This is a genomic window from Cucumibacter marinus DSM 18995, assembly GCF_000429865.1.
Classification (GTDB): domain Bacteria; phylum Pseudomonadota; class Alphaproteobacteria; order Rhizobiales; family Devosiaceae; genus Cucumibacter; species Cucumibacter marinus.
This window is the reverse complement of the sequence record NZ_KE386977.1, coordinates 501,012-524,853: the sequence shown is the minus strand read 5'-3', so window position 1 is coordinate 524,853 and position 23,842 is coordinate 501,012. Positions and strand designations below refer to the sequence as shown.

Below are 23,842 nucleotides of genomic sequence, written 5' to 3'. Positions count from 1 at the left end.
CCTCCCGAAGCTCGGGAGGCGCACATGGCCGAGCTTCGGGCTACGCTCCCGTTACCGGGTGTCCCTTGAGAAGGCGCAAAACTGTTAGCTGTGCTCGGATGTTCATCCCGGCATAGCGCCAGCTTTCAATTTTGAAGTCAAGCTTCATTGATCGAAACATCGACTCAATGGGCATGCCGACTTCACCCCCCCAAGACCCGACCCACAAGACCTGACCCAAAAGACCTGCAGCGCTTCGATCACGAACAGGCGCTGAGAAGCCGAATGAAAAACTGTGCTAAGGCCATTCGCTAGGAGGGGCAGGCTTTTTCTCTGATGAGCAGCAAATTGAAGCGCCAAACCTCGATAGCGCGAAGTCGCCGGCTTATAGTGAACCAACACTTCAAGCCATGGAGAATATACCGATGCGCTTCGCGTCAATGTTTGTAGCGCTCGCAACCCTGCTTGCGACCCCCACCATCGCTTCGGCGGAGACCCAACCCCTCGTGAAAACCGATTGGCTGATCGAGCACGCGGCAGACGAGAATGTGGTCATTCTGGATGTCCGGAACGACATCGAAAGCACCGAACTTGGCGAAACGCCCTATATCGCACATGCCGTTGTTGCCCCTTATGGAAGCGCGGGGTGGCGGACGGAAATCCAGGGCGTGCCCGGCATGCTGCCGGAGATCGAGGATATCGTCGCATTGATCGAGTCCCTTGGGGTCGACAATGACGATCATGTGGTCATCGTCCCCTGGGGAACGGATGCCTCCGAGGTTGGCGGCGCCACACGGATCTACTGGACGTTCAAATATCTCGGGCATGATGACGTTTCCATCCTCGACGGCGGTTGGCGGCAATATCAGGCGGCCGGCGGTGAGTTCGTCGCCGAGCCCGTCACTCCCCAACCCTCAGAGTTCGGCCATGAACTGCAGGAGCATCTGCTGGCCACCACCGAGGAGGTGGAAGCGGCGCTCGATGCCGGCACCCGCCTGGTCGACGGGCGTCCGGCCGCGCAGTATCGTGGCGAATCCAAATCACCGGTCGTTCGTGTCGCAGGAACCATTCCCGGTTCTGTGAACATTGAGAACGGGCGAATCTATAGTGCAGACTATGCCGAATTCACCGCCGCGAGCGACATAGCGGCCCTTGCCGAGAACGTTGGCCTTGGCGCGGATGAGGCGAACATCGTCTTCTGCAATACCGGTCATTGGGCTTCGGTGGTGTGGTTCGGACTGTCGGAACTGCAGGGCAACAAGAACACCTCAATGTATGATGGGTCCATGGCGGCCTGGACCCAGGACGAATCCCGTCCCGTCCAGTGACCCCGGAAGAGTTCATTTGACCGCATCAAACTGGCCCCGGTTCACGCCGGGGCCAGTTTGGTGATCTATCCGAATGCGGGCTTGCCCGGAAAGCGAGAATTCTAAGGTCATGTCTGACGCGACAATTAATGAAGGCGCCAATAGCCGTCCGGCTTTCCTACCCCCGGTTAGTGCGGATCGCCTGCCACTTGCAGTGGTCGCCGCCGCGCTGGTTGCGGGCTTTGTCGCTCTCACGGTGCTAGTCGATCTGCGACAGGCGGCTCTTTTTCTGGTTGGCGGATTGCTGGGTGCCACGCTGTTCCATGCTTCATTCGGGTTCACCGGTGGATGGCGGCGCCTGGTCGTTGAACGCCGCGGCCGGGGTGTGCGGGCACAGATGTTCATGATTGGAGTTGCCGCGATTGCCATGATCCCCCTGATTGCCGCCGGCAATCTCGGCGGGCAGGCTCTTGTGGGCGCGACCGCCCCGGTCGGCGTGTCGGTGCTGGTCGGTGCGGCGATTTTCGGGCTTGGCATGCAACTGGGTGGCGGCTGCGGTTCCGGCACCTTGTTCACGGTCGGTGGTGGATCATCCCGCATGCTCGTTACACTGATCTTTTTCATTCTTGGCGCGCTCATCGGCACTGCCCATTTGCCCTGGTGGTTGGGCCAGCCTTCACTGCCCGCGATTGCCCTTGGCGATGTCTTCGGCACAGGCGTGGCAATCGCCGTTACATTGGCCGGGCTTGCCGCCGTGGCTGCAGTCACCGTCCTGATCGAAAGGCGATCTCACGGGGCGCTCGAGCAAGAGCCGGCGCCACGCCGTGAAGGGTGGACCTGGTTGCTGCGGGGCCCCTGGCCGCTGGCTGGGGCAGGCTTGCTGCTGGCCTTGCTCAACGTGGCCACGCTGTTGATTGCCGGGCATCCCTGGTCGGTAACCTTCGGATTCGGGCTGTGGGGCGCCAAACTTGCCCAGGCGGCGGGCGTTCCTGTGTCGAGCTGGGAATTCTGGACCTGGCCCGGTCCCCAACAGGCGCTCACCCATTCAGTTCTGGCCGACACGGTTTCGGTTCTCAATTTCGGGGTCATTCTGGGGGCTGCTGCCGCTGCCTGCCTCGCAGGCAAGTTTGCACCCAAGGTAGTCGTGCCCCTGATGTCCTTTGCGGCCGCGGCCATCGGTGGGATCCTGATGGGATATGGAGCCAGATTGTCCTTTGGCTGCAATATTGGCGCGCTGTTCTCCGGGATCGCTTCGGGAAGCGTGCATGGCTGGCTTTGGTTTGCTGCCGCCTTCGCGGGCTCATATATCGGTGTCTGGGCGCGGCCCCTTTTCGGACTTGATGGGCTGAAACGGTCATGAGCAACACACGCAATACATTGCTCTTTGGCGCAGCGCTGGCCGTCACAACAGCCGCGGTCGCTGCGGACCATGCCATACACCCGGTACCCAGGGCCCAGCCAGCTATGACCAGCAGCACAGGTGGCGGCAGTGCACCCTGTTCTGCCGGTGCGCCTCGGGCCACCGCGCCCTGCTCGGCTGCTGCGTCCGCAACCCCGTCTGCAAATTCCGCGCCACCACCCCCGCCAGTGGCCAAGCCGTCCGAGGCGGCAGAGAAGGCAGCGCCGCCGCCGCCACCGCTCAAGCGTGACGATCAGGATGAGTGACATCGAACGGGCCAAGGCAGAGATCGCCTATTGCGAGGCAATACTCGCCAAGAGCGGCCTCAACGTGGTTGGTGAGACTCTACGGGACGCCGATGCAGTGACAGTCTGGGAGCATTATCCGGCAGGTGATGTGTTCGATCCCGAGACCGGCGCCCAGTGGTACTATCATTCGCATGAAACGGGCGAGGAAGGTGCGGAGCACGGACATTTCCATTGTTTCCTGCGGCCAAAGGGACAGGACGGTCCCATCCATCATCTGATCGCGATTGGTGTCGACGATCGCGGGCGCCCCTTGCGGCTCTTCACTGTCAACCAATGGGTTGTCGATGACGACTGGCTGGATGCTGCGGGCACGATCGCGCTCCTTGATCGATTCGATGTCAGCCTGGCGCGGCCTTCCTTCCTGGTGAACCGGTGGCTGACTGCACACTTCACCGCCTATACCGCCGAAATGGCGGCGCTGGTGCGCGAGCGCGACGCAAGACTGGCGAGCCACAAGCCCGTCGGCGGTGTGGATGCACGGGCTGACCGTTCGCTGGAAGTGACTTCAGAAATGCTGCTTCCAACCCTTGCCGGCTAACACCTATCGACCAGATTTTCGAGGTTGAAACCACCACGGGCCTCGCGCCTAAGAGGGCACTGTCAGAAGAAACTGCCTTTCTCTGCTACCGGTGCGGGGTAGGGCGATTGAATGCGTACCAAGAACCTGTTCCGCTACGTCAGAACCTCGCCTGAGATCATCCGTCTCGCGGAGATGTCGTACGTCCGGTTTCCACTCTCGTGGCGGAACGTCGAAGATTGCTGCACGAACGCGGGGTCGATATCAGCCCCGAGACCGTGAGGTTCTGGTGGAACATGTTTGGTCCGATGTTTGCGTCCGTGACGGACGGATCGACGACAGTGTCGTTGGGTCCTCGTGATGGCCAGCACCGCGCCTTCAAGGGAGGCGAACTCCTCGGCGATGTCGATAGTTCTGACTTCCTCGAACCAGGCGTGATGCGGACTGGGCGACAATCGAACAACTGCCGACGCGAGCGCGGCGATCACGGTACCAGATCGAGGAACATCCGGACCGCGGTGATGGCCAGAAAGAAGCCGAAACACAGGCGCAGCGCCCGGTAGGATATGGAATGGGCTATGCGCACCCCAAGCTGGGCAAAGACGGTTGTCAGCGGGATGATCACGAGCGCCGCAACGATGTTGACATAGCCGAGGGAAAAGGGGGGCAGGCCCTCGCGCCCCAAACCCGTGGCGATATAGATGATGCAGGCGGGCAAGGCGATGATAAAGCCCAGCGCCGCCGATGTGCCCACGGCGCGGCGGATGTCATAGCCCAGAATGCTCAGAAGCGGTACGCCGACAGTGCCGCCGCCAATGCCCATCATAGCCGAGATGCCGCCGGCGAGGATGCCAAGCAGGGCCCAGAGCGGTCCCGATGCGCTGCGCGGTTCGGGGCTCGATTTTGGGTTTCTGAAGACCATGTCGATGGCCACAATGGCCGCCACGCAGGCAAAGACCGCCACCAGCACCTTGCCGTTGACTGCTCCGCCCAGAAACGCCCCGCCCACCACGCCAAACAGCACAAAGGGCGCCCAGCGCCGGAGCAGGGCGAAATCGAGCGCGCCGCGGCGGAAATGACCCCAGCTCGAGGAGATTGCGGTCACGATGATGGTGGCCAGCGAGGTCCCGACGGCCACCTGCATGCTAAGTGCGGGATCGCCGCCGGTGAACTGTAGTGCGAAATAGAGCGCCGGGACGATGACGATGCCGCCGCCGACCCCGAGAAGCCCCGCGAGGGTTCCGGCAAAGGCGCCGGTCACAATGGCGATCCCGATCAGGATCGGGACCATCTGGATATCGATCACTGTGTCTCTCCCTGGGTGTTCGCCGCTATTGCCGACGGCAGTGGCGAGATGAGATGTGCCGGGGCCGTTATTTGAGGGACTGCAGGAATGCGCGGGTGCGGTCCGATCGCGGAGCGCTGAACATCTCGGTGGCTGCTCCGATTTCGACGATCTCGCCCTGGTCCATCATGATGACGCGGTCGGCGACATCTCTGGCGAAACCGAGTTCGTGGGTGACGATGATCATGGTCATGCCTTCGGCGGCAAGTTCCTTGATCACGTCGAGCACCTCGCCGACCGTTTCCGGATCGAGGGCGCTTGTCGGTTCGTCGAACAGCATCACTTCGGGTTTCATGGCCAGTGCGCGGGCAATGGCCACGCGCTGCTGCTGACCGCCCGATAGCTGGGACGGAAAATTGTCCGCCTTGTCGGCCAGCCTGACCCGGCGCAGGAGTTCAAGCGCCTCTGCCCGCACTTCGGCTTCCCTGCGTCGCTGAACGCGAACGGGTCCGACGGTAATGTTGCCCAAAGCGGTGAGGTTGGGAAACAGGTTGAAGCGCTGGAACACCATGCCGATCTTCTGGCGCTGCAGGGAGATCCGGCTTTCTGGCAATTCGAGGAGATGGCCATTGTGTTCGCGGTAGCCGATCATCTCGCCGCCCACCGTGATGCGGCCGGCCTGGATCGTCTCGAGGTGATTGATGCAGCGCACCATGGTGGTCTTGCCCGATCCAGACGGACCGATCAGACACACCACCTCGCCGCGCGACACGTCAAAGGAGATGCCTTTGAGGATTTCGAGCGCGCCATAGGATTTGTGGACTGCCTCGACGGAAACGAGAGGGGAAGGAGTTGTGTTGGACATGATCTATCGTTGCGCTGAAATCAGCCCCCGCATCTTCACCCTGGCTTTTGTCTGGCTGCTCAAAGGCGGATCGTAGCGGCTGTAATAGGCCTCGATATGCCGCTGGACAAAGCCCATGATCGAGGTCAGCACGAGATACCAGATGGCGGCGATCACGAAGAGCTCGAAGGTTCTGAAGGTTGCGGCATTGAGCTGCTGGATCGTGCCGAACAATTCGCGGATGCCAATTACGGCGAGTAGTGAGGTTCCCTTGATAAGAAGGGTGAATTCATTGCCGAGTGGCGGAATGACGATACGGGCGGCCTGCGGAAGAATGATGTAGCGCATGGCCGTCACCGGACGCATGCCAAGCGCCTTGACCGCGTCGAACTGGCCTTTGTCGATCGAGCCAAGGGCGGCGCGGAATATCTCTGCCATATAAGCCCCCTCATTGAGAGAGAGGGCGATAAGCGCGGCCTGAAGCGGGCCCGTGAGGACGAAGAAACCGATGGTGATGTCCGGATATTTGTAAAACCCGGCAGCCGCGACGCCGGTATAGATCAGCACGAGTTGGACCAGCACCGGGGTGCCCCGCCAGATCCAGACATAAAAACGCCCGAAGGCGCGCAGCCACCAATGCCTCGACCGCATGCACAAGGCGATCAGAAGACCGACGATCATGCCCATGATCTGGGCAACGATGGAGATCCAGATTGTCAGCCAGAGGCCCTGCCAGAGGATGGCGGGCGGGTTGAACAGATATCGCAGAAAGAATGCGCCATCGATATTGATGCCATCGACCATTCAGTCTCGCTCCTTACGGAAAAAACTGCCCGGTCGCATGATCGCCACCGGGCAGTTGCAGGTCACTCTATCGCCAGGGCCTCGAAGCCCCAGGTCGCCAGGATATCGCCATAGCCTCCATTGTCGCGGATATCGGCGAATGCTGCGGCGATAGCGTCATGAAGATCGCCGGCCGATTTGAGCGTCGCGACGCCGATGGTCAGCGAGAAGAGCTGTGGACTTGCGAGTTTAAGCAGGCCCGGCCGTTGGGCGTTGAAATAGCCCGCCTGATCGGTGGAGCCGAAATAGACGTCCGCCAGGCCTGCGGTGAGCTGCTGGAAGGCATCGGTGCCGCTCTGCAGCGCGATGATCTCCATCGGCTCATTGCCCGCGGCTACGATGGCCTCGTTGGCGGTGTTGAGTTCCGCCTCGAGAGCGGAGCCGACTGCGACGGAAACCTTGTAGCCCGAGAGATCCTCAAGGGTTTCAAAGCTCGCATCGTCATCTGCCCGCACGATCAGGGCATTGCCGGCAACGGCATAGTCTACGAAGTCGACGACTTCCCGGCGCTCCGGCTTGTTGGCGAGGCCGGAAATGATGGCGTCACACTGACCGGCCTGCAGGGCCGGGATCAACCCGTCGAACGAGATGTTCTTGTGTTCGGCTTCAACGTCCATCGCATTGGCCAAGGCCGCGGCGATGTCGATATCGAAACCCTCGGGTTCCTGGGTTTGGGGGTTGAGCATCTCCCAGGGCGGGTAGGCCAGTTCCGTGCAGAACACGATCTTTCCGGCCTCGTCTATTCCTGCCGGGGGTGCGACCTCGGCGCTGGCGGCGCCGCCAATGGCCATGACCAGTCCCAGACTGGTCACGAGCACCGGCGCGATCCGCCCCTTTGATTGATACCGCATCTGATCCTCCCTTCGTCGTTGGTTGAACGCGGCGTTCCTCCCATGCCGGTCTTACGGGGTCTTGGTCCCGGTTCCGGCATTTTCCTTGCCGCCATGACGGCGGTGGAAGCTGTGAAGCACTTCGTCTTTCGCCTGCCTGATGAGGCGGCGCATTTCCCGGGCGGCGGCGGCGCTGTTGCGGGCAATGATGTGCTCGAGCAGGGCCTGCTGGCCTTCGGCCGGGTTTCCCGATTCATCGAGCTTGACGCCCAGTACCGACAGGATCTGCCGCATCTCGCTGCTGAACTCGTCGAACAGGCGCAGCAGGCGGGCATTGTGCGACAGGTGACAGATGGAGCGGTGAAATTCGATGATTGCCTCGATCAGGTCGGACTGGTCGCCGCTCTGCGCGCGCAGGCGGAGCTGCTCATGGGTTTTGACGAGTGTGTCGAGCTCTTGGGGCGAGGCGCGTTTGACCGCCGCTGCGATCGCAGCTGCCTCGATCCACTCGCGCACCTCGTAGAGGTCCTCGATTTCGGAGGCTTCGAACTGGCGGACGAAAAAACCGCGGCGGGGCAGGTAGACCAGCAGCCCCCTTTGTTCGAGAAGCCGGGCAGCCTCGCGCACCGGACCCCGGCTGACACCGAGTTTCTCGGCGATCTCGCTCTCGCCCAACCGCCGGTTGGGCAGCAATTCGCCATCGGTGATGGCGCGCTGGATCTGTTCCTTTACCTGCCCGACAAGGCTCGGCGATGAGACGGCGTGGAACTTTTCGCTCAAGTTCGTTCTCCTCGGACTGTCAAGCTTTGGGGTTTGACAGCATCCCCGAAACGAGAGACTATGAATTGCAAATTGTCAACAATTAACAAAAAACAATTCATGGACACGGTCGCAGCCACACGCCAACACTGGTCGACTCTCAGGGATAAAACAATTCATTATTTCAATGAGTTGTGGTCGAATCCCGAGCTTGGGAACATGGAGTTCCACGCGAGTGCCGCACTATGTGACTGGCTCGAAAGCGAAGGTTTTGAGGTGGAGCGCGGCGCTTGCGGACTGCCGACCGCCTTCATCGCACGGCGTGGCGGAGCAGGGCCGAGGATTGCCTTTCTGGCCGAGTTCGATGCCCTGCCGGGCACGGACAATGCGGCGGTGCCTCACCGCCAGCGGACCGGAAAATCGGCCGGTCACGCCTGCGGTCACAATCTGATCGGTCCAGCCAATTGCGCTGCGGCGATTGCCGCCTCGAAGGCGGCGCGCGAGGCGGGCCTTGACGGCGAGATTGTGGTCATCGGGACGCCCGCCGAGGAGATCGTGTGGGGCAAGGTGGCCTTGCTGGGACTGGGCGCCTTCGAGGGCATCGATGTCATCCTGACCTCGCATGGGGACTATCAGAACGGCGCGCTTTCGCGTCCGTGCCAGTCCGTCGTCAACGGGGAATTGGTGTTCGAGGGAGAATCGGGGCACGGCGGCAGCGTGCGGCGGCGCAATGCGCTCGATGCCGCGGAACTGGCCGTGCAGTCGATCGAGCGGTTGCGTGCCCATCATTTCCCCGATGTGTCGGTTGAGCATGTTCTCCGCGTTGGCGGGCTTATTCCCAATGTGACACCTGACGAGGCGCGGCTGTGGCTGACGGCCCGTCAGGCGGATTTCGAACGGGCGCGCGAGGTTTTCGACTTCACTATGGACATCGCCGGTCGCGCTGCGGAGATGGCCGGGGTCTCGTTCCGGCATCAGTTCATCTCGGCCACGCGCGGCTATCTGCCCAATGACACGCTGGCGCAGCATCTGTTTGGCGCCCTTCAGGTGGTGGGGCCGCCGGCATGGCCGCAAGCCGAACGGGAGTTCATGACCAGTCTTGCGAGGGCCTGCAAGCCGGGAGAGGCCATGACGCTGCATGAGGAGGTCGGCTATTTCGATGAAGGGGTTGACCCTTACGGGCAGGATGATGGCGAGGTCAGCTGGCGCATACCGCTCGGGCGCCTCAACTGGGCCTTTCCCGAGCAGGTGCCCCTGCACAACTGGGCGTTGACCGCCTTGTCGGGGCATGCCGCCAGCCATCGCGGCGCCCTGATGGTTTCGGAGGCGCTTGCCATCGCGGGTGTAGGCCTGCTGAAGAACACAAGGCTTGTGGAAGCGGCCCGGGAGGAACGCGCCCGCAGGGCAGAAGGTGTCGACCTCGGTGAGCCGCAGTATGGCGCGCGCGAAACCATGCGGTCCAGTCCACATGCATTCTGGGATGCGAGCTGGGTGGAATGAGCAGTCCCTTGCCCGATCCGCGGAGCCTGTCCCTCCTTCCCGATCCCCCGCTTCCGGTGACCGTACTCACCGGGTTTCTGGGGAGCGGGAAGACGACACTTGTCAGGGGCCTGCTCGCCGGGGCGTCCACCAAGGGCACGGCGGTTGTCGTGAACGAGTTCGGGGAGGTCGGGCTCGATCATCTCATGCTCGAGGCGGCCGACGATTCGGTTCTGGTCATGCCCGGCGGGTGTTTATGCTGCCAGGCTCAGGGCGATCTCGCCCGGGCTTTGCGAACGCTTCTGGATCGCAGTGTCCGGGGGGAAATTCCGGCGTTCTCGCGGGTAATCGTCGAAACCAGCGGGCTAGCCGATCCCCGTCCCCTCCTGCAAGCTCTACTTACCGATCCCCTGAGGCTGTCGCGTTTCCGTCTCGAAGGGATCGCGACCACGTTCGACGCGGTTCTCGGCCCCGACCAGCTTGAGCGGCATGAGATCGCGATGGTGCAGTTGCAGGCGGCGGACAAGGTGGTTTTGACCAAGCGCGATCTTGCGGGACCGGACGCCGAGACAGAGATTGCCCGCCAACTTCGCAGGGCGGGCATTGCGGCGCCCCTCGTTCCGGGGGGAGAGGACGATGAAGATTTGCTGTTTTCATTCGACCCGAGGGTGCAGTTGAACCCCTCAAAACCCGGCATTCACTCCCATGATCACGCCGGCGGTTTTGCGAGCCACGGCATCAGGACCGGTGCTCGCCAGCTCGACCTCGATGTTCTCATGGCGGGCATCAGGGTGCTTTGCCATGACCGGGGGCAGGCGCTTTTGCGCCTCAAGGGCGTGGTCCGGTTCGATGATACCGACGAGGCAGCTGTCATCCACGCCGTCCAGCACCTGGTGGACCGGCCAAGGTTCATGACCTGCCCTGGAACGAACGGGGCCGGCGACGCGGACGCGTTCGGAATTGTCGCCATCTTCTCGGCCAAAGCGGACGCGGCATTCCGCGAGGCGCTGGACGATCTGGTGAAACGGGCAATCCTACCGGCGGGAATGCGGAAAAGAGGTGCCGCATGAAGATCAAGGCCATCGAGCATTTTTCTCTGGCCGTGCAGGATTTCGATCGATCCGTCAGCTTCTATCGCGAGGTTTTCGGGTTTGTCCCGGTGTTTGAGGAACGCGGTATGACGCGGGATATCCGCAGCATGACCGGGTTGTCCGAAGTCTCGTGCGATCTGGCGCAACTCGCGCCTCCGGGAGGCGGGGCCACACTCGAACTGATCGCCTTTGCCGGCCATGAATTGGCAGCGCCGGACCTGCCCCTGCCTGCTGGCTGCGGGCATATCGGCATCGAGGTCGATGATCTCGACGCCGCTCTCGAAGCGGTTTGCAACGCCGGCGCGCAACCGATCGGGGAGACCACAGGATTTCCCGAGGGGCGATCCCGGTATTGCCGCGAGCCCGGGGGGTCATATTTCGAGTTGCTCGAACTCAGGCCTCCCGATCTCTGATCGTCATTCAACATGGTGATGTTCCGATCCACGAACCCATAGCCCGAGTCAGCCCGGCCCAATTGTCATGAAACTGAATCCGCTCAATCTCTATCGCATGATGACCAGGATGCGCGCCTTCGAGGAAGCCTGCCTCGAAGGTGTGCCGACCTTCGAGATTCACGGCGAACTGCATACGTCAATCGGACAGGAAGCGATCGGGGTCGCCCTTGCCCATGCGCTGACGCCCGAGGACGCGGTCGTCAGCACCCATCGCAATCACTATCACGCTCTTGCCAAGGGTGTGCCGCCGCGCGCGCTGCTGGCCGAGATATTCGAACGCGAAACCGGCCTGTGCCGTGGACGCGGCGGGCACATGCATCCATTCGATCCGGATCGCCATTTCTCGGCGACGGGCATTGTCGGTGCATCGCTGCCGGTGGCGCTCGGCTATGCCTATGCGTTCAAACTCAGGGGTCTTCCGCATGTGGCGGTGGGCATTTGCGGGGATGGCGCCACCAATCACGGTACCTTTCACGAATGCCTCAACATGGCCGCCGTGTGGGATCTGCCGCTGGTTTGCCTGATCGAGAACAATCAATATGCGATTTCGGTCCCGATCGGCGAGGTCACGGCGACCTCCACCATATCCGAGCGCGCTGCGGCCTATGGCCTCGCGGGAGAGACCGTCGTTGGCACGGATGTGGAGGGGCTGACCGAAGCTTTCGCCGCAACTGTCAGGAAAACCCGAAAGGGCGGCGGCCCGTCGGTGATCGAGGCGACCTGTTACCGGTTCCGGGGTCATTATGAAGGCGATCACGATGGCTATCGCGACCGTTCCGAAAAGAAGCGCAAACGGGCCGAGATGGATCCGATCAGCCGATACCGCGACATCCTGATCGCCCGGGGCGAAGGGGATGCCGAGGGGCTGGCGGCGATCGATGCCGAAGCAAGGGCGGAGATGCAGGCCATGCTGGCCGAGGTTCGCAGCGATCCGCAGCCCGATCCATCCGGAGCCCTTGACCATATCTTCCTTGAGGAGGCGCGGTGATGGCCGACGTCAATCAGAGCATGCGCCGGATCAACGGATCCCAGGCGATAGCCGAATCCCTGATGCAGGAAATGGAGCGGGACGAAAGGGTCGTCCTGCTGGGTGAGGATGTAGGGCGTTCGGGGGGCGTGTTCGGGACAACGCGCGACCTGTTCGACCGCTTCGGGCCGATGCGGGTGAGGGATACGCCGATTGCCGAGATGTCGTTCACCGGCATGGGAGTCGGCATGGCGATGGCGGGACTGCGTCCGGTCGTCGAGATCATGTTCGTCGATTTTCTCGGGGTCTGTCTAGAGCAGATCTATAATGCCATGGCCAAGATTCCCTACATGTCGGGCGGCCGCGTCCCCATGCCCATGGTCATCAAGACGGCGGGTGGCAATATCGGCTCGGCTGCGCAACATTCGCAGTGTCTTTGGGCCACCTTCGCCCATCTGCCCGGCATGCATGTTGTTGCGCCCGCAACCGTGCGCGACCACAAGGGTCTCATGGCCGCCGCCATCCGCTCGGAAAATCCGGTGATCTTCATTGAGCACAAGGAGCTTCTGCTCAAGAAGTCCAAGGATTTCCTGAGTGGTGCCGAAGTGCCCGAGGGGGCTTTCGTGACCCCTATCGGCAAGGCCAATATCGTTCGCGGCGGAAGCGATCTGACCCTTGTGACTCTCAGCGCCGGTGTTGAATATTCGCTCGAGGCAGCCGCCGAGGTCGCAAGGGATGGCATCGATGTCGAAATCATCGATCTGCGTTCCATCGTCCCGCTCGATGTGGAAACGGTGGCGAATTCCGTCGCGCGGACCGGACGGCTTCTCGTTGTCGACGAGGACTATCTTAGTTTCGGGCTCTCCGCCGAAATCGTCGTGCGGGTTCTCGAACGGCTTGGCCCCGGCGCCTTGCGGCAGATTCAGCGTCATGCCGTGCCGGACGTGCCGATCCCTGCCGCGCTCTCGCTCGAGCAGGCCATCGTGCCCGGCCCGGCCTCCATCGAAAGGACGTTGAGGGAAATGGCCGCCGCATCCTAGAGCGGGGAAGCAAGTGCAGTGCCCGGCGGGCGAGGAGGAAAGGGGTCGGGCCAAAGATCGAGCCAAGGGTATCCGGCAAGGGTATCCGGCAAGGGTGTCAGGCGAGGAACAAGGGAAGGAATGTCGGTGGCGGCGGAATTGAACAAGGGTCATGTGGCTGTGGTTTTCGGCGGAGGCGGGGCCATCGGCTCGGCCTGTGTTCGCGCTTTCGCGGAAGCGGGTGCACGGGTGGTATCGGTCGATATCGGCGAGGATGCAGCGGCCCGTGCCATCGAAGGGCTCGATGGAAGCCACACGGCGCTGGCCTGCGACGTTACGAGGCCCGAGGCCGTTGTGGCGCTGGCGCGCCGGATCGGGGCAGTCGACAGCGTGATCTATGCGGCAGGGCTCAACGCCGATGGTTACGTCGCCGATATCGACTGGGCCGTCTACAGGCAGGTCATGGCCGTCAATCTCGATGGCGCCTTCCACGTTTGTGCGGCTTTCTCGCCGGTGCTGTGCGCACGGGCGACGGGTGGTTCGATCGTACTTTTGTCCTCGACAGCTGGGCTGCGCGGCGAAGCGGGCGGGGCAATCTACTGCGCCGGCAAGTTCGGCCTTATCGGGCTCACCGAAAGTCTTGCCGCAGAGCTTGGCGCGCATGGGGTCCGGGTGAACGCAGTCTGCCCGGGCAATGTCGACAGTCCAATGCTGCGTGAGGTCGCCGCTAACATTGCCACGCGGACCGGGGAGGATGCGTCCGCGATCTGGCAGGAAATGACCCATGCCGGCGCGGCGAGCCGGCTGATCACCCCCGAAGAGATTGCCGCATCCGCCCTTTATCTCGCGGGGCCGACAAGCGCCGCGATCACCGGCATTGCATTGCGCGTCGATGCCGGCGCCATGCTGAGCCTCTAGCCGGAGTATCCCGATGACCGAAACCAGACGTTCCAAGGCTCAGGGCGGTGAACCCGCTGGCGGGATGCGCAACAACACCTCGCCAGTCCCCGGCATCTTTCCGCCGCCGGAATCGATGCGCCCGACCCTGATTGGCGAGAACTACAGCGTTGTCGCGGGGCATCCGCTTGTCGCCATGGTCGCCGCCGACGTGCTGGAGCGCGGCGGCACCGCCATCGATGCCGGGGTGGCTGCCGGCCTTGCCAGCAATGTCATCCAGGCGGATATGTGCAATCTCGGTGGGGTTGCTCCCATTCTGGTGCGGCCCGCTGGCTCGGATACGGTCTGGTCGATCAGCGGTGTGGGGCATTGGAGCCGTTCGCTAAGCCTTGATGCCTATCTCGAGCGCTATGGTGGAGAAATGCCACCTGGGGCGGCGTGTTCGGTCGTGCCGGCCGCCGCCGACGCCTGGATTTCAGCGCTTTCGGGTTTCGGTACATGGTCGTTCGGGGCGGTGGCGGCGCCTGCCATTCGTTATGCGCGCGAGGGTTTCACGCTCGACCGGCGCACCGCCACGGCCTACCGCCTGATGGGCGAGACCTTTTGCGAATGGGAGAGTTCGCGCACCGTCTACTGGCCCAATGACAGGCCGCCGGAGGAAGGCGACCGGCTCGTCCAGACCGATCTGGGGCGGCTGCTGGAGCGCATGGTAGCGGCCGAGAAGGGCAAGGATCGCGCACAGGCGCTGGAGGCGGTCCGCCGTGTCTTCTATGAGGGAGAGACCGCTGAGAAGATCGTCCGCTGGGTGAATGATGATGGCGGCTGGATGACCCTTGAGGACCTCTCGGGCTTTAGGAACGAGGTCAAACCGGCACGGTATGCCGATTATGGCGGCTGGCGGGTCTTCACAGGCGACATGTATTGCCAGGCGCCGGTTATCCTGCAGACGCTGGCGGTATTGGCGGGCTTTGATCTCAAGGCCGAAGCGGCGAATCCGACCCGATATCTCCACTTTCTCACCGAGGCCATGAAGCTCGCCTTTTCCGACCGGGAGAAGCATTACTGCGACCCGGGTTTCACCGATCTCGACCTCGGCGACCTCCTGTCTGCGGATCACATTGCCGGCCTCCGGGCGATGATCGATCCCGGCGCGGTGCTGCCCGATCTGCCAACGCTCGAGCGGAACGGTGTGGTGGGATCGACCAAGAGCAAGCGGCGCGACACGACCAACTTCACCATCGTCGATGGTGACGGGAATGCGTTCAGTTGCGCGGCCAGCGACACGATCGATGGCAATCCCATGGTTTCCGACCTCGGCATCATGGTCTCCCCGCGCGGGGTCCAGTCGCGACTTGATGCCGGTCATCCGGCCGTGCTCGGGCCTGGCCGGCGGCCAAGACTGACCCCGTCTCCGATGATGGCCCTTGGTGCGGGGGAGACCGACCCCCGCGTGATGGCGGTTTCCTCAAGCGGTGGCGACGTCATCCCCCAGGGCATACTGCAGGCTTTCCTCAATGTCGTTGATCGCGGCATGTCGCCTCAACAGGCCGTGGAAGCGCCGCGACTGACCTGCCTCAGTTTTCCGGATTCGTTTCATCCGCATTTCCATGATGTCGGACGCCTGAGTGTAGAAGAACGGGTTCCCGAGACCGTGCGCGACGAGCTGGCCGGTCTCGGCCACAGGATTCATCTGTGGCCCGATTATGAATTCGATTCGAGCGGGGTCGCCTTGTCCATGGACATGCGCGCGCCAGGCCGGGGGAGCCGGCGGGTGCTGGGTTCGGGGGCGGATCCGCGCCGCAGCCACTACGCCATCAGCCGCTGATCGCCGGCCTGCTGCCCCCCTGTACGGCGTTGGGCACGCTTGCATTGCGTCCTGAGATACATGATTCAAGCTGGTACGCTGCCTGAACCTGGAACTCGACCCTGATGTCGGGCAGGGCGAGATAGGCTTCGACCGGCCCTTCGATTCAGCCCAAGGGCGATCATGGCGTCGGCGACCCGGACAGAACCGCCGATATTGGCGCCGGCCACATAGTTGTCAGGCAGGCCATATTCCTCGGCGGTCTGCGCACACAGGTCGTGAATATCCTTAGTGATCTAATGAGGAAATAGGCAGCACCATGGCTGGTGACCTCGCCGTGGACTTTCCATCCGCCTTAGCCAAAGCCCCTACCTGTTAGAGTCCCAGGTTCAATCCGATTGGTCTCCGGAATCGTAACCTCATCTTCTGTAGGAGTCATTCATCTGGGCGCTCGCGGAATTAGGAAATAGCCGCGCAACGCTGTATTTTTTGCATTTTCTGCTTACTGGAAAGGGGGCTGATAGACATGTCCAAGATCAGCAATATCGCGTTTCTAGGCACTGGCCTTATGGGACTGCCCATGGCTCGGCGCCTTGCCGATGCCGGTTATTTGGTATCGGCCTGGAACCGTTCACCTGACCGTGCAGGACCGCTACAGGGCACCGTTAGGGTCTGCACGTCACCTGCGGAGGCGTCGGAGAACGCGGATTGCGTCATCTCCATGTTGCTGGATGGGCCGGCAACGAAGGCGGTGCTACTGGATCAAGGCGTGATCGGAGGCGCAAGGTCAGGCACATTGTTCGTCGATATGGGATCGGTGGACCCGGATAGCGACCGGATGTTGGCCGGGTTTGCGAAAGAACGGGATTGCGGATTTCTCGATGCACCAGTGTCCGGTGGCGTGGTCGGCGCGCATGCGGGTACGCTCTCCATCTTCGCCGGAGGCAAAGAGTCGGACTTTCACCGTGCTGTCCCCGTACTTCGGCATCTTGGCCGTCCGCATCTTATGGGTCCGGTCGGTGCCGGGCAAATTGCGAAACTGGGCAATCAGGTGATCGTGGCTGCCACCATCGGTGCCGTCGCCGAGGCGTTTCATCTCGCGCAGGCAGGAGGGTGCGACCTTGACGCCTTCCGGGCAGCGCTCAGGGGCGGGTTTGCAGACAGTCGTGTTCTCGACCTGCACGGTGAACGCATGATCCAAGGCAACTACCGGCCAGGTGGACGGTCAGCAGCACAACTTAAGGATCTCGACAATGCTGCCGCCCAAGCGGAACGGTCGAACGTCGAGTTACCAATGGCCGAGACGGTACGAGCGGCCTTTCGCGATTTGGTAGACCATCACGGTGGCGCCGACATGGACCACTCAGCCTATTTCCACTGGCTCTCGCTCAGGCAAAACTGATCTGGGTCTTGATCGAGCGGGTTCGGTCTCCTGCTACACGGAAGGCCTCGACGGCCTCTTCGATGCCAAAGGTCTGGGTGATGAAGGGCTTCACGTCGAGCAGGCCCTTTCTCATCATGTCGACTCCGGAAAAGAACTCCTCGTGAAACCTGAAGGAACCCATCACAGCGAGCTCCTTGGCCGTAAGCTTCTGCATCGGAACGACCATGTCTCCACCCAGGCCGAGTTGTAGAACCTTGCCTCTGGGCCGCACGGCATCGATACCCGCTGCAAGCGCTATCGCAGCCCCTGAACATTCGAACAGGACGTCGAATATCCCCTTCTTTGCCATATAGGGGTCGAGTCCCGTCGGATTTTCGGCCATGTTGATGACCTCATCTGCGCCGGCGCGCGTTGCCATCTCAAGCGGAAAATCTCCGAGGTCGGTTGCAACGATGTGCTCGGCTCCCGCACGACGTGCGCTCAGAATGCAGAAGATGCCAATGGGCCCACATCCGGTGACAAGCACATGTTTGCCCAACAATGATCCGGCCCGACGTACGGCGTGCAGGCAAACCGCAAGAGGTTCAGCCGCCGCCGCTTCCGAGGGACTCAAGCCGTCCGCCGGCGCACACTGATCTGCATCCGCGACAAGCGTGTCGCGAAATGCGCCTTGAATGTGAGGGAAGGGCATTGCCGAGCCGTAGAAGCGCATATTGAGACACTGGTTGCTCAGACCCTCCTCGCAGTATTGGCAACTGCCGCAGGGTCGGGACGGCGAGACGGCCACGAGTTGTCCGATCGAGAGGCCGCTGACCCCAACGCCCAATTCGGTGATGTATCCGGCAACTTCGTGCCCAAGAATCATCGGTTCCCGGAGCCGCACATCGCCAAATCCACCATGATTGTAGTAGTGGAGATCCGAGCCGCAAATGCCACCGGAGGCCATCTTGATGCTCACCTGTCCGGCTCCGACCAGGCCATCATCGCGGTCCTCGATACGCAGGTCGCCGGCGCCGTGGATAACTATCGCCCTCATGGTTCCTCACTCAACAGGTGTGATGAGATCGCGGCCGGCGAAATGCGCCGTCAGATTATCGCGCAGGAGTTGCCCCATCGCCTTGCGGGTCTCGGTCGTTCCCGAGGCCTGATGGGGCTGAAGCAGGACATTCGGCAGATCGAGAAACCGAGGGTCGATTTCCGGTTCGCCTTCGAAAACGTCTAGGGCGGCGGCGCCGAGCCGGCCCGTTGCCAGCGCGTCAATCAAGGCGTCTTCATCGATGTTCGATGCACGGCTGACGTTGATGATCATTCCCTGTGGCCCGAGCGCTTCGATCACCTCTTGGCCTACAATGTGTCTGGTCGCCGCCGTGGCGGAGAGAGCGACGAAAAGTATATCGGATCGTGCAGCAAGCGCGACAGGTTCTGCGACAAACGTCCAGTCCGGCGCGTACTCCTTCTCAGCCAAATCGGAATAGGCGACATCCATATCAAAGGCCGCCAGGCGCTTACCTAGTTCAAATCCAATTCGGCCGAGGCCCAGTATTCCGACACGTTTGCCCCATACTCGCGTCTTGAGTGGTAAGTTACCGTCTCGAAGCCAATGCCCTTTTCGAACCCACGCATCGCCTTCGATAAGGCCACGTGAGAGGCCGAGCAGCATGGCCATTCCGAAATCCGCAACATCGCTCGTCAGCACGTCAGGGGTGTTTGTGACACGGACACCACGCTCGCGGCATACCTCGAGGTCAACCGCGTCGTAACCCACGCCATACACCGAGATGATTTCAAGGGCAGGGCAGGCGTCGATGGTGCGGCGGTCGGCGCCCAACTCGCCTCGCGTTGCGATGGCGCGGATGCGGGGGCCTGCCGTGCTCAACAGCGCGGCAGGATCGTCGGATGCAAACAGCTTGTGTACAGTGAAGGCGTTTTCGAGTGGCGCCTGATCCCAATCGGGATAGGGGCCGATCTGCAGTATGTCGGGCTTGTTCATGGTCGCGGAGATTTCTGTGTTGACATGTAAATGTTATCGATACCATAACGAGTGACACCGTGTGCTGTCGAGAGGAAACTGGCCTCATGAATTATGAATTGTTCGACCTGAAGGGACGACGCGCCCTGATCACGGGTTCCTCGCAGGGCATCGGGCTGGCGCTGGCGAAAGGTCTGTCGGCGGCTGGAGCTGAAATCGTTCTGAATGGGCGTAACACCGACAAACTCAGGGCGGCGGCGGCCAGTTTCGGCAATGACGGGCATCGTGCTCGGACACTGGCCTTCGATGTGACAGATCATGAGCAGACCAGGTCCTGCATCGATGAATTCGAGGCGCAGTCTGGTCCGATCGATATCCTTGTGAACAACGCCGGTATTCAGCACAGGGCGCCGCTTGAAGACTTCCCCTCTGAGGCTTTCGAGCGACTGATGACGACGAATGTCGCCTCGGTGTTCAATGCCGGGCAGGCGGTGGCAAGGCATATGATCACCCGTGGCCGCGGCAAGATCGTCAATATCTGTTCGGTTCAGAGCGCTCTGGCTCGCCCCGGGATCGCACCCTATACCGCGAGCAAGGGAGCGGTCGTCAATCTGACCAAGGGGATGGCGACGGACTGGGGCCGGCACGGGCTGCAATGCAACGGACTCGCTCCAGGCTATTTCGACACGCCGCTCAATGCCGCTCTGGTCGCGGACCCCGAGTTTTCGGCCTGGCTCGAAAAACGAACACCGGCCGGCCGCTGGGGTCGTGTGGAGGAACTGGTTGGCGCGTGTGTCTTCCTGTCTTCGGAGGCGTCGTCCTTCGTGAATGGAACGACGATCTATGTCGATGGCGGAATAACGGCATGTCTGTGACGGATCGTTACGTCGTCATGGGTGTTACGGGAGCTGGCAAGAGCCGTATCGGTGCTGCACTCGCAGATGACATCGGTGCGTCGTTCGTCGATGGTGACGCGCTTCACCCGGCGACGAACATTGCCAAAATGAGTCGGGGGGAGCCCCTTGACGATGAAGACCGCGCACCCTGGATCAAATCGGTGGGCGAAACGCTTGCCGGGGCCGACGGGCCAATCGTTGTGGCATGTTCGGCCCTCAAGAGAAGCTATCGCGACAAAATTCGGGAGATTGCGGGAGGAACTGTGTTCCTCTTTCTCGACGGGTCGCGTGACGTATTAGCGGGGCGGATCGCGGAGCGAGAGGGGCACTTCATGCCCTCGGAACTACTCGACAGCCAGCTTCGCACACTGGAACCGCCGGAGGTGGACGAGAAGGCATTTGCAGTGGATGTCGGACAGTCGGCCGAAACGGTGATCTCCATATTGACCAAAGCCGTGAAGGGAATTCGCCAATGACCGAGTCCATCGCATTGATAGGTGCCGGCGCCATGGGCGGTGCCATTGGCGCTCGGTTGGTTGCAACCGGGCATACGGTTCACGTGTTTGATCTCGATTCGGCCAAGGTAGCCATGTTGGTGGCGAAAGGCGCAACGGGATGCAAGAGCGCCGCTGAGGCAGCCGCTGCCAGCGACCTCGTGATCACGAGCCTCAACTCGCCAGGCATCGTGGAGAGCGCGGTATTCGGACCCGAAGGGGTTGCGGCGGGTGCAACACCCGGTACTGTCGTGATCGACATGTCCTCGATCGATCCTGAGGCCACTAAGGCACTGGCAGAGCGCGCGCTATCGTGTGATCTGAGGTGGGTCGACAGTCCGCTTTCCGGGGGGGCGCCAAAGGCCTCAACCGGCGATTTGACCCTAATGGTGGGGGGTGAGGCGGAGGACGTGGACAAAGCGAGGGCCGTGCTTGAATGCCTCGCCAGCAATATCACGCATATGGGACCGGCGGGGACCGGACAGACGACCAAACTCATCAATCAAGTGCTGTGCGGTCTTGGATTTCTCGCTGTGGCAGAAGCCACACAACTCGCCCTTGACGCTGGCGTCGCGGTCGAAAAGATCCCGATGGCTCTCAAGGGCGGGCGCGCCGACAGTGCTATCCTTCAAGAGTATATGTCGCGCTTTGCGACACGCGACTACCGCCGTACCGGCCGTATCGACAACATGGTCAAGGACCTTGATGGCGCCAAGGACCTGGCGCGACGGACGCAGACCTCCATGCCGCTGACAACCCTTTGTGCGGAGATCCATCGGATGCTGACCGCCGCGGGGCTGGGGGGCGAGGACCAGGCCGTGCTGATGGAATACTTCAAGGGACTGGACAAGGAGCACATATCATGATCACGCGTTTCGCGCTTTTCGAAGGCCAGATTCATGACGGGCACGAGGCGGCGTTTCGTGAGGCGGTTCTCACGCAGCTTGTGCCGCTCTGGGCCAATTTTCCGGGCCAGACCGATGTGCGGGTGATGTTCGGGGAAGAACGCGACGAAGGTGCACCCGAGTTTGCACTGATCCTTGCTATCTCCTATCGGGACCTTGCCGGCATGGAGGCTGCGTTGAACAGCACGTATCGCGAACAGTCACGCATCGTGACCGGAGAAATTGTCGGACAACACTTTGATGGCCGCATCCATCATCACGTGACCGAGGCGCACCTGTTCTAGGGACTGTGGTGCGCCAACGATGCGGGATAGCCGTTTCGGGCACAGTCAGGCAGTTGAAACGACCCGCGGCGGGCGGATACAAGCGCGGCACCAATTCAATGTTCCAGCGTGGAGACCCTGCGGGGTGCATTAACCGAGGATGAAACCCCCTCATATCCGCCGAGTTGTCACCATGAAGGATGTGGCGAAGGCCGCCGGCGTCTCGGTCATGACCGTGAGCCGTGCCTTCAAGGATCATGCCTCGGTCAAACCCGGAACCCGGGAACAGATCCGTCAGGTTGCCGCGGATATGGGATATGTTTTCGACAGCACGGCCGCAAATTTGCGCACGCAGAGATCGAATTTCGTCGCCGTCATCATTCCCTCGATCAACAACGCCAACTTTGCTGATACGATCAGCGGCCTTAGCGGACCCATCGAGGCTAGCGGCCGGCAAATCCTCTTGGGCAATTCCAACTATGATATCGATCGGGAAGAGCGACTTGTGGAGCAGCTGCTTCAGAGGCGGCCCGAGGCCCTCGTCTTGACCGGGGGACGTCACACGGACCGGGTTCGCCACCGGTTGGCCGATGTGGGCATGCCTATCATCGAAATGTGGGACTTGCCGGAGCGGCCAATCGGCCATGTCGTCGGGTTTGACAATGCGGCCGCAATGGACATCTTGGTACGCCATCTCACTGATCGCGGTCGCCAACGCATCGGGTTCATCGGCGGAGATGCGCCACAGGATGCGAGAGGTGCGCACCGCCGGCAGGGTTTTGTCGCCGCAATGCAGAAGCGCAGCCTGTCGGGACATCGCCTGATTGATACGGGCACGCCACCGATCTCGATGCGGGAAGGAGCGGTGGCCATGGGCCAGCTGCTCGATGATCTGCCGGACACTGATGCCGTAATCTGCGTCTCGGACCTGACGGCTTTTGGTGCCCTGACTGAATGTATTCGGCGCGGCGTTGCGGTACCTGACGAGATGGCGATTGCCGGCTTCGGAGCCTACGAGATCGCGTCGGTGAGTGTCCCCACGCTCACCACTGTGAATCCGCATCCACAGGATATCGGTCGACGTGCGGGGGAACTCATTGTATCTTTGCTCGACGGATCATACACCGATAACGGCGGGGAAAACACTCGCACCATCCTCGAGATCACTACAGAAATTTCGCCAGGTGGTTCGACGCCCTGAGTGGCGTGTTCGAGGGAAATTACGTTATCGGCAATATGCCAGTTCGGTACTGATCGAGCGGATCATGGCGTTCACCTTCTTCAAGGCGCCGAGTTTCGAACCCCTGTTGCTACCGACATAAACTTCCTGCATGGGCAGTTCCAGTCCGGTCTCGACCACGTGAACCTCGCCACGTTGCAGTTGATCCTGAAGTAGCCTGACGGGCAGTATTCCGATGCCCGATCCGGCTTCCACCAGCCTGACAATGACGTTGAGGTTGTTACAATAATTCAGCCGCAGGGCAAGATGAACCGTCCCTTTCAGGCTGTTGGTGGTCAACTGATGCAGGTTTGAAGGTGCCGGAGTTGCCAGGATGCGCTGGCGCAGAAGGTCGGTATCCGACACGGGGCCGACATCAAGCCCAAGTCTGGGGCTCGCAAGCCATGCGACTTCCTGAAGTCCGAGCAGTTCCAGTTCAATGTTTTCATACACTGGCGGCGTCGAGAGGACGGCGATATCGAGCAAACCCTCCGAGAGTTGTTCGGCCAGATCGTGGCTTGTGTTGACTGTCATCGCAATACGCGTTTCGGGGAAACGCGAGTCTAGCGTGTCGAGCAGTCGCGGCAGGCCGATCACTGCGAAACTGTCGACAACTCCGACCCGCAGCGTGGGCAGACTGGGATTGCGCGTACGAATATTGGTGTCGATGTTGCGGGCTATCCCGATCATCTGTTCGGCATAGCGAACGAGCGCGTCGCCCTCGCCGGTCAGCGCCAACTGCCGTTTCCTCAGGAAGAGGGGTACCCCCAGCTGTTCCTCCAGCTCACGAATGCGGTAGGAGACAGTGGGTTGCGTGATGTTCAGCCGTTCCGCAGCCTTGTTGAAGCTGCGTAATTGAGCCGCCCAGTAGAAGGCCTCGAGGGCCGGAAAATTGATGTTCATACCACTGGATAGAATTTTTCTATCGA

The 23,842-nt window shown here is 61.5% G+C and carries 24 protein-coding genes and 1 pseudogene; 16 read left to right on the top strand and 9 right to left on the bottom strand.

What is annotated here, in order from left to right; all coding sequences use genetic code 11:
- Positions 1-404 precede the first annotated feature (404 nt).
- From G489_RS0113300 to G489_RS0113290, 3 genes are all read left to right on the top strand, one after another.
- Complete coding sequence (locus G489_RS0113300) at positions 405-1,307, top strand: sulfurtransferase (protein ID WP_029041953.1); 903 nt, start codon at positions 405-407, stop codon at positions 1,305-1,307.
- Between the two features lie 109 nt (positions 1,308-1,416).
- Positions 1,417-2,646 (top strand): YeeE/YedE family protein, encoded by a 1,230-nt coding sequence (locus G489_RS0113295; RefSeq protein WP_029041952.1) that lies wholly within the window; start codon positions 1,417-1,419, stop codon positions 2,644-2,646.
- Between the two features lie 297 nt (positions 2,647-2,943).
- The gene (locus G489_RS0113290) at positions 2,944-3,531 is read left to right on the top strand and encodes a DUF6969 family protein (RefSeq protein ID WP_029041951.1); all 588 of its coding nucleotides are present in this window, start codon (positions 2,944-2,946) and stop codon (positions 3,529-3,531) included.
- Positions 3,532-3,994: 463 nt separating this feature from the next.
- Here the strand turns inward: G489_RS0113290 and G489_RS0113285 are convergent, their stop codons facing one another.
- The 5 genes from G489_RS0113285 to G489_RS20545 all read right to left on the bottom strand — a co-directional run bounded on the left by G489_RS0113285 (position 3,995) and on the right by G489_RS20545 (position 8,092).
- Positions 3,995-4,816 (bottom strand): sulfite exporter TauE/SafE family protein, encoded by an 822-nt coding sequence (locus G489_RS0113285; protein ID WP_029041950.1) that lies wholly within the window; start codon positions 4,814-4,816, stop codon positions 3,995-3,997.
- Between the two features lie 67 nt (positions 4,817-4,883).
- Positions 4,884-5,660 carry an amino acid ABC transporter ATP-binding protein gene (locus tag G489_RS0113280; RefSeq protein ID WP_029041949.1) on the bottom strand — a complete coding sequence of 259 codons (777 nt, stop codon included), beginning with the start codon at positions 5,658-5,660 and terminating at the stop codon, positions 4,884-4,886.
- A 3-nt stretch (positions 5,661-5,663) separates the two neighbouring features.
- Positions 5,664-6,443: an amino acid ABC transporter permease gene (locus tag G489_RS0113275; protein ID WP_051332620.1), complete on the bottom strand. Its 780-nt coding sequence runs from the start codon at positions 6,441-6,443 to the stop codon at positions 5,664-5,666.
- Positions 6,444-6,505: 62 nt separating this feature from the next.
- Positions 6,506-7,333: an ABC transporter substrate-binding protein gene (locus G489_RS0113270; RefSeq protein ID WP_029041947.1), complete on the bottom strand. Its 828-nt coding sequence runs from the start codon at positions 7,331-7,333 to the stop codon at positions 6,506-6,508.
- A 51-nt stretch (positions 7,334-7,384) separates the two neighbouring features.
- On the bottom strand, positions 7,385-8,092 hold the full coding sequence (locus G489_RS20545) for a GntR family transcriptional regulator (protein ID WP_051332619.1): 708 nt from the start codon (positions 8,090-8,092) through the stop codon (positions 7,385-7,387).
- A gap of 60 nt (positions 8,093-8,152) precedes the next feature.
- Between G489_RS20545 and G489_RS0113260 the strand changes: the two genes are divergently transcribed.
- The 7 genes from G489_RS0113260 to G489_RS20525 all read left to right on the top strand — a co-directional run bounded on the left by G489_RS0113260 (position 8,153) and on the right by G489_RS20525 (position 15,804).
- On the top strand, positions 8,153-9,571 hold the full coding sequence (locus G489_RS0113260) for an amidohydrolase (protein WP_081691567.1): 1,419 nt from the start codon (positions 8,153-8,155) through the stop codon (positions 9,569-9,571).
- A gap of 8 nt (positions 9,572-9,579) precedes the next feature.
- Positions 9,580-10,620, top strand: coding sequence for a CobW family GTP-binding protein (locus G489_RS20540; RefSeq protein ID WP_162142433.1), 1,041 nt, complete (start codon positions 9,580-9,582; stop codon positions 10,618-10,620).
- Positions 10,617-11,054 (top strand): VOC family protein, encoded by a 438-nt coding sequence (locus G489_RS0113250; protein WP_029041945.1) that lies wholly within the window; start codon positions 10,617-10,619, stop codon positions 11,052-11,054. The genes G489_RS20540 and G489_RS0113250 overlap by 4 nt, the downstream gene beginning before the upstream one ends.
- A 67-nt stretch (positions 11,055-11,121) precedes the next feature.
- Positions 11,122-12,084 (top strand): thiamine pyrophosphate-dependent dehydrogenase E1 component subunit alpha, encoded by a 963-nt coding sequence (locus G489_RS20535; RefSeq protein WP_035872594.1) that lies wholly within the window; start codon positions 11,122-11,124, stop codon positions 12,082-12,084.
- Complete coding sequence (locus tag G489_RS0113240; RefSeq protein ID WP_029041944.1) at positions 12,084-13,103, top strand: alpha-ketoacid dehydrogenase subunit beta; 1,020 nt, start codon at positions 12,084-12,086, stop codon at positions 13,101-13,103. Before G489_RS20535 ends, G489_RS0113240 begins: the two co-directional genes overlap by 1 nt.
- 126 nt (positions 13,104-13,229) lie before the next feature.
- On the top strand, positions 13,230-14,000 hold the full coding sequence (locus tag G489_RS21950) for an SDR family NAD(P)-dependent oxidoreductase (protein WP_162142432.1): 771 nt from the start codon (positions 13,230-13,232) through the stop codon (positions 13,998-14,000).
- Between the two features lie 13 nt (positions 14,001-14,013).
- A complete protein-coding gene (locus G489_RS20525; protein WP_051332615.1) occupies positions 14,014-15,804 on the top strand; it encodes a gamma-glutamyltransferase family protein in 1,791 nt (596 codons plus the stop codon).
- Positions 15,805-15,950: 146 nt separating this feature from the next.
- Here the strand turns inward: G489_RS20525 and G489_RS22795 are convergent.
- Positions 15,951-16,079, bottom strand: a pseudogene (locus tag G489_RS22795) (NADP-specific glutamate dehydrogenase); the annotation flags it as partial.
- 230 nt (positions 16,080-16,309) lie between these two features.
- Between G489_RS22795 and G489_RS0113225 the strand changes: the two are divergent.
- Positions 16,310-17,185, top strand: coding sequence for an NAD(P)-dependent oxidoreductase (locus G489_RS0113225; protein ID WP_029041943.1), 876 nt, complete (start codon positions 16,310-16,312; stop codon positions 17,183-17,185).
- Here the strand turns inward: G489_RS0113225 and G489_RS0113220 are convergent.
- Positions 17,172-18,203 (bottom strand): L-idonate 5-dehydrogenase, encoded by a 1,032-nt coding sequence (locus G489_RS0113220; protein WP_029041942.1) that lies wholly within the window; start codon positions 18,201-18,203, stop codon positions 17,172-17,174. The two genes, G489_RS0113225 and G489_RS0113220, sit on opposite strands and share 14 nt — an antisense overlap.
- Positions 18,204-18,209: 6 nt before the next feature.
- Positions 18,210-19,157 carry a 2-hydroxyacid dehydrogenase gene (locus G489_RS0113215; RefSeq protein WP_029041941.1) on the bottom strand — a complete coding sequence of 316 codons (948 nt, stop codon included), beginning with the start codon at positions 19,155-19,157 and terminating at the stop codon, positions 18,210-18,212.
- 86 nt (positions 19,158-19,243) lie between these two features.
- Between G489_RS0113215 and G489_RS0113210 the strand changes: the two genes are divergently transcribed.
- The 5 genes from G489_RS0113210 to G489_RS0113190 all read left to right on the top strand — a co-directional run bounded on the left by G489_RS0113210 (position 19,244) and on the right by G489_RS0113190 (position 22,895).
- Positions 19,244-20,011 (top strand): SDR family oxidoreductase, encoded by a 768-nt coding sequence (locus tag G489_RS0113210; RefSeq protein WP_029041940.1) that lies wholly within the window; start codon positions 19,244-19,246, stop codon positions 20,009-20,011.
- A complete protein-coding gene (locus tag G489_RS0113205; protein ID WP_029041939.1) occupies positions 20,002-20,508 on the top strand; it encodes a gluconokinase in 507 nt (168 codons plus the stop codon). Before G489_RS0113210 ends, G489_RS0113205 begins: the two co-directional genes overlap by 10 nt.
- A complete protein-coding gene (locus G489_RS0113200; protein ID WP_029041938.1) occupies positions 20,505-21,392 on the top strand; it encodes an NAD(P)-dependent oxidoreductase in 888 nt (295 codons plus the stop codon). Before G489_RS0113205 ends, G489_RS0113200 begins: the two co-directional genes overlap by 4 nt.
- Positions 21,389-21,715, top strand: coding sequence for a hypothetical protein (locus G489_RS0113195; RefSeq protein WP_029041937.1), 327 nt, complete (start codon positions 21,389-21,391; stop codon positions 21,713-21,715). Before G489_RS0113200 ends, G489_RS0113195 begins: the two co-directional genes overlap by 4 nt.
- A 172-nt stretch (positions 21,716-21,887) precedes the next feature.
- The gene (locus tag G489_RS0113190) at positions 21,888-22,895 is read left to right on the top strand and encodes a LacI family DNA-binding transcriptional regulator (protein ID WP_051332614.1); all 1,008 of its coding nucleotides are present in this window, start codon (positions 21,888-21,890) and stop codon (positions 22,893-22,895) included.
- Between the two features lie 24 nt (positions 22,896-22,919).
- On the opposite strand, the gene G489_RS0113185 is transcribed toward G489_RS0113190, so the two are convergent.
- A complete protein-coding gene (locus tag G489_RS0113185) occupies positions 22,920-23,816 on the bottom strand; it encodes a LysR family transcriptional regulator (protein WP_029041935.1) in 897 nt (298 codons plus the stop codon).
- Positions 23,817-23,842: the final 26 nt, after the last annotated feature.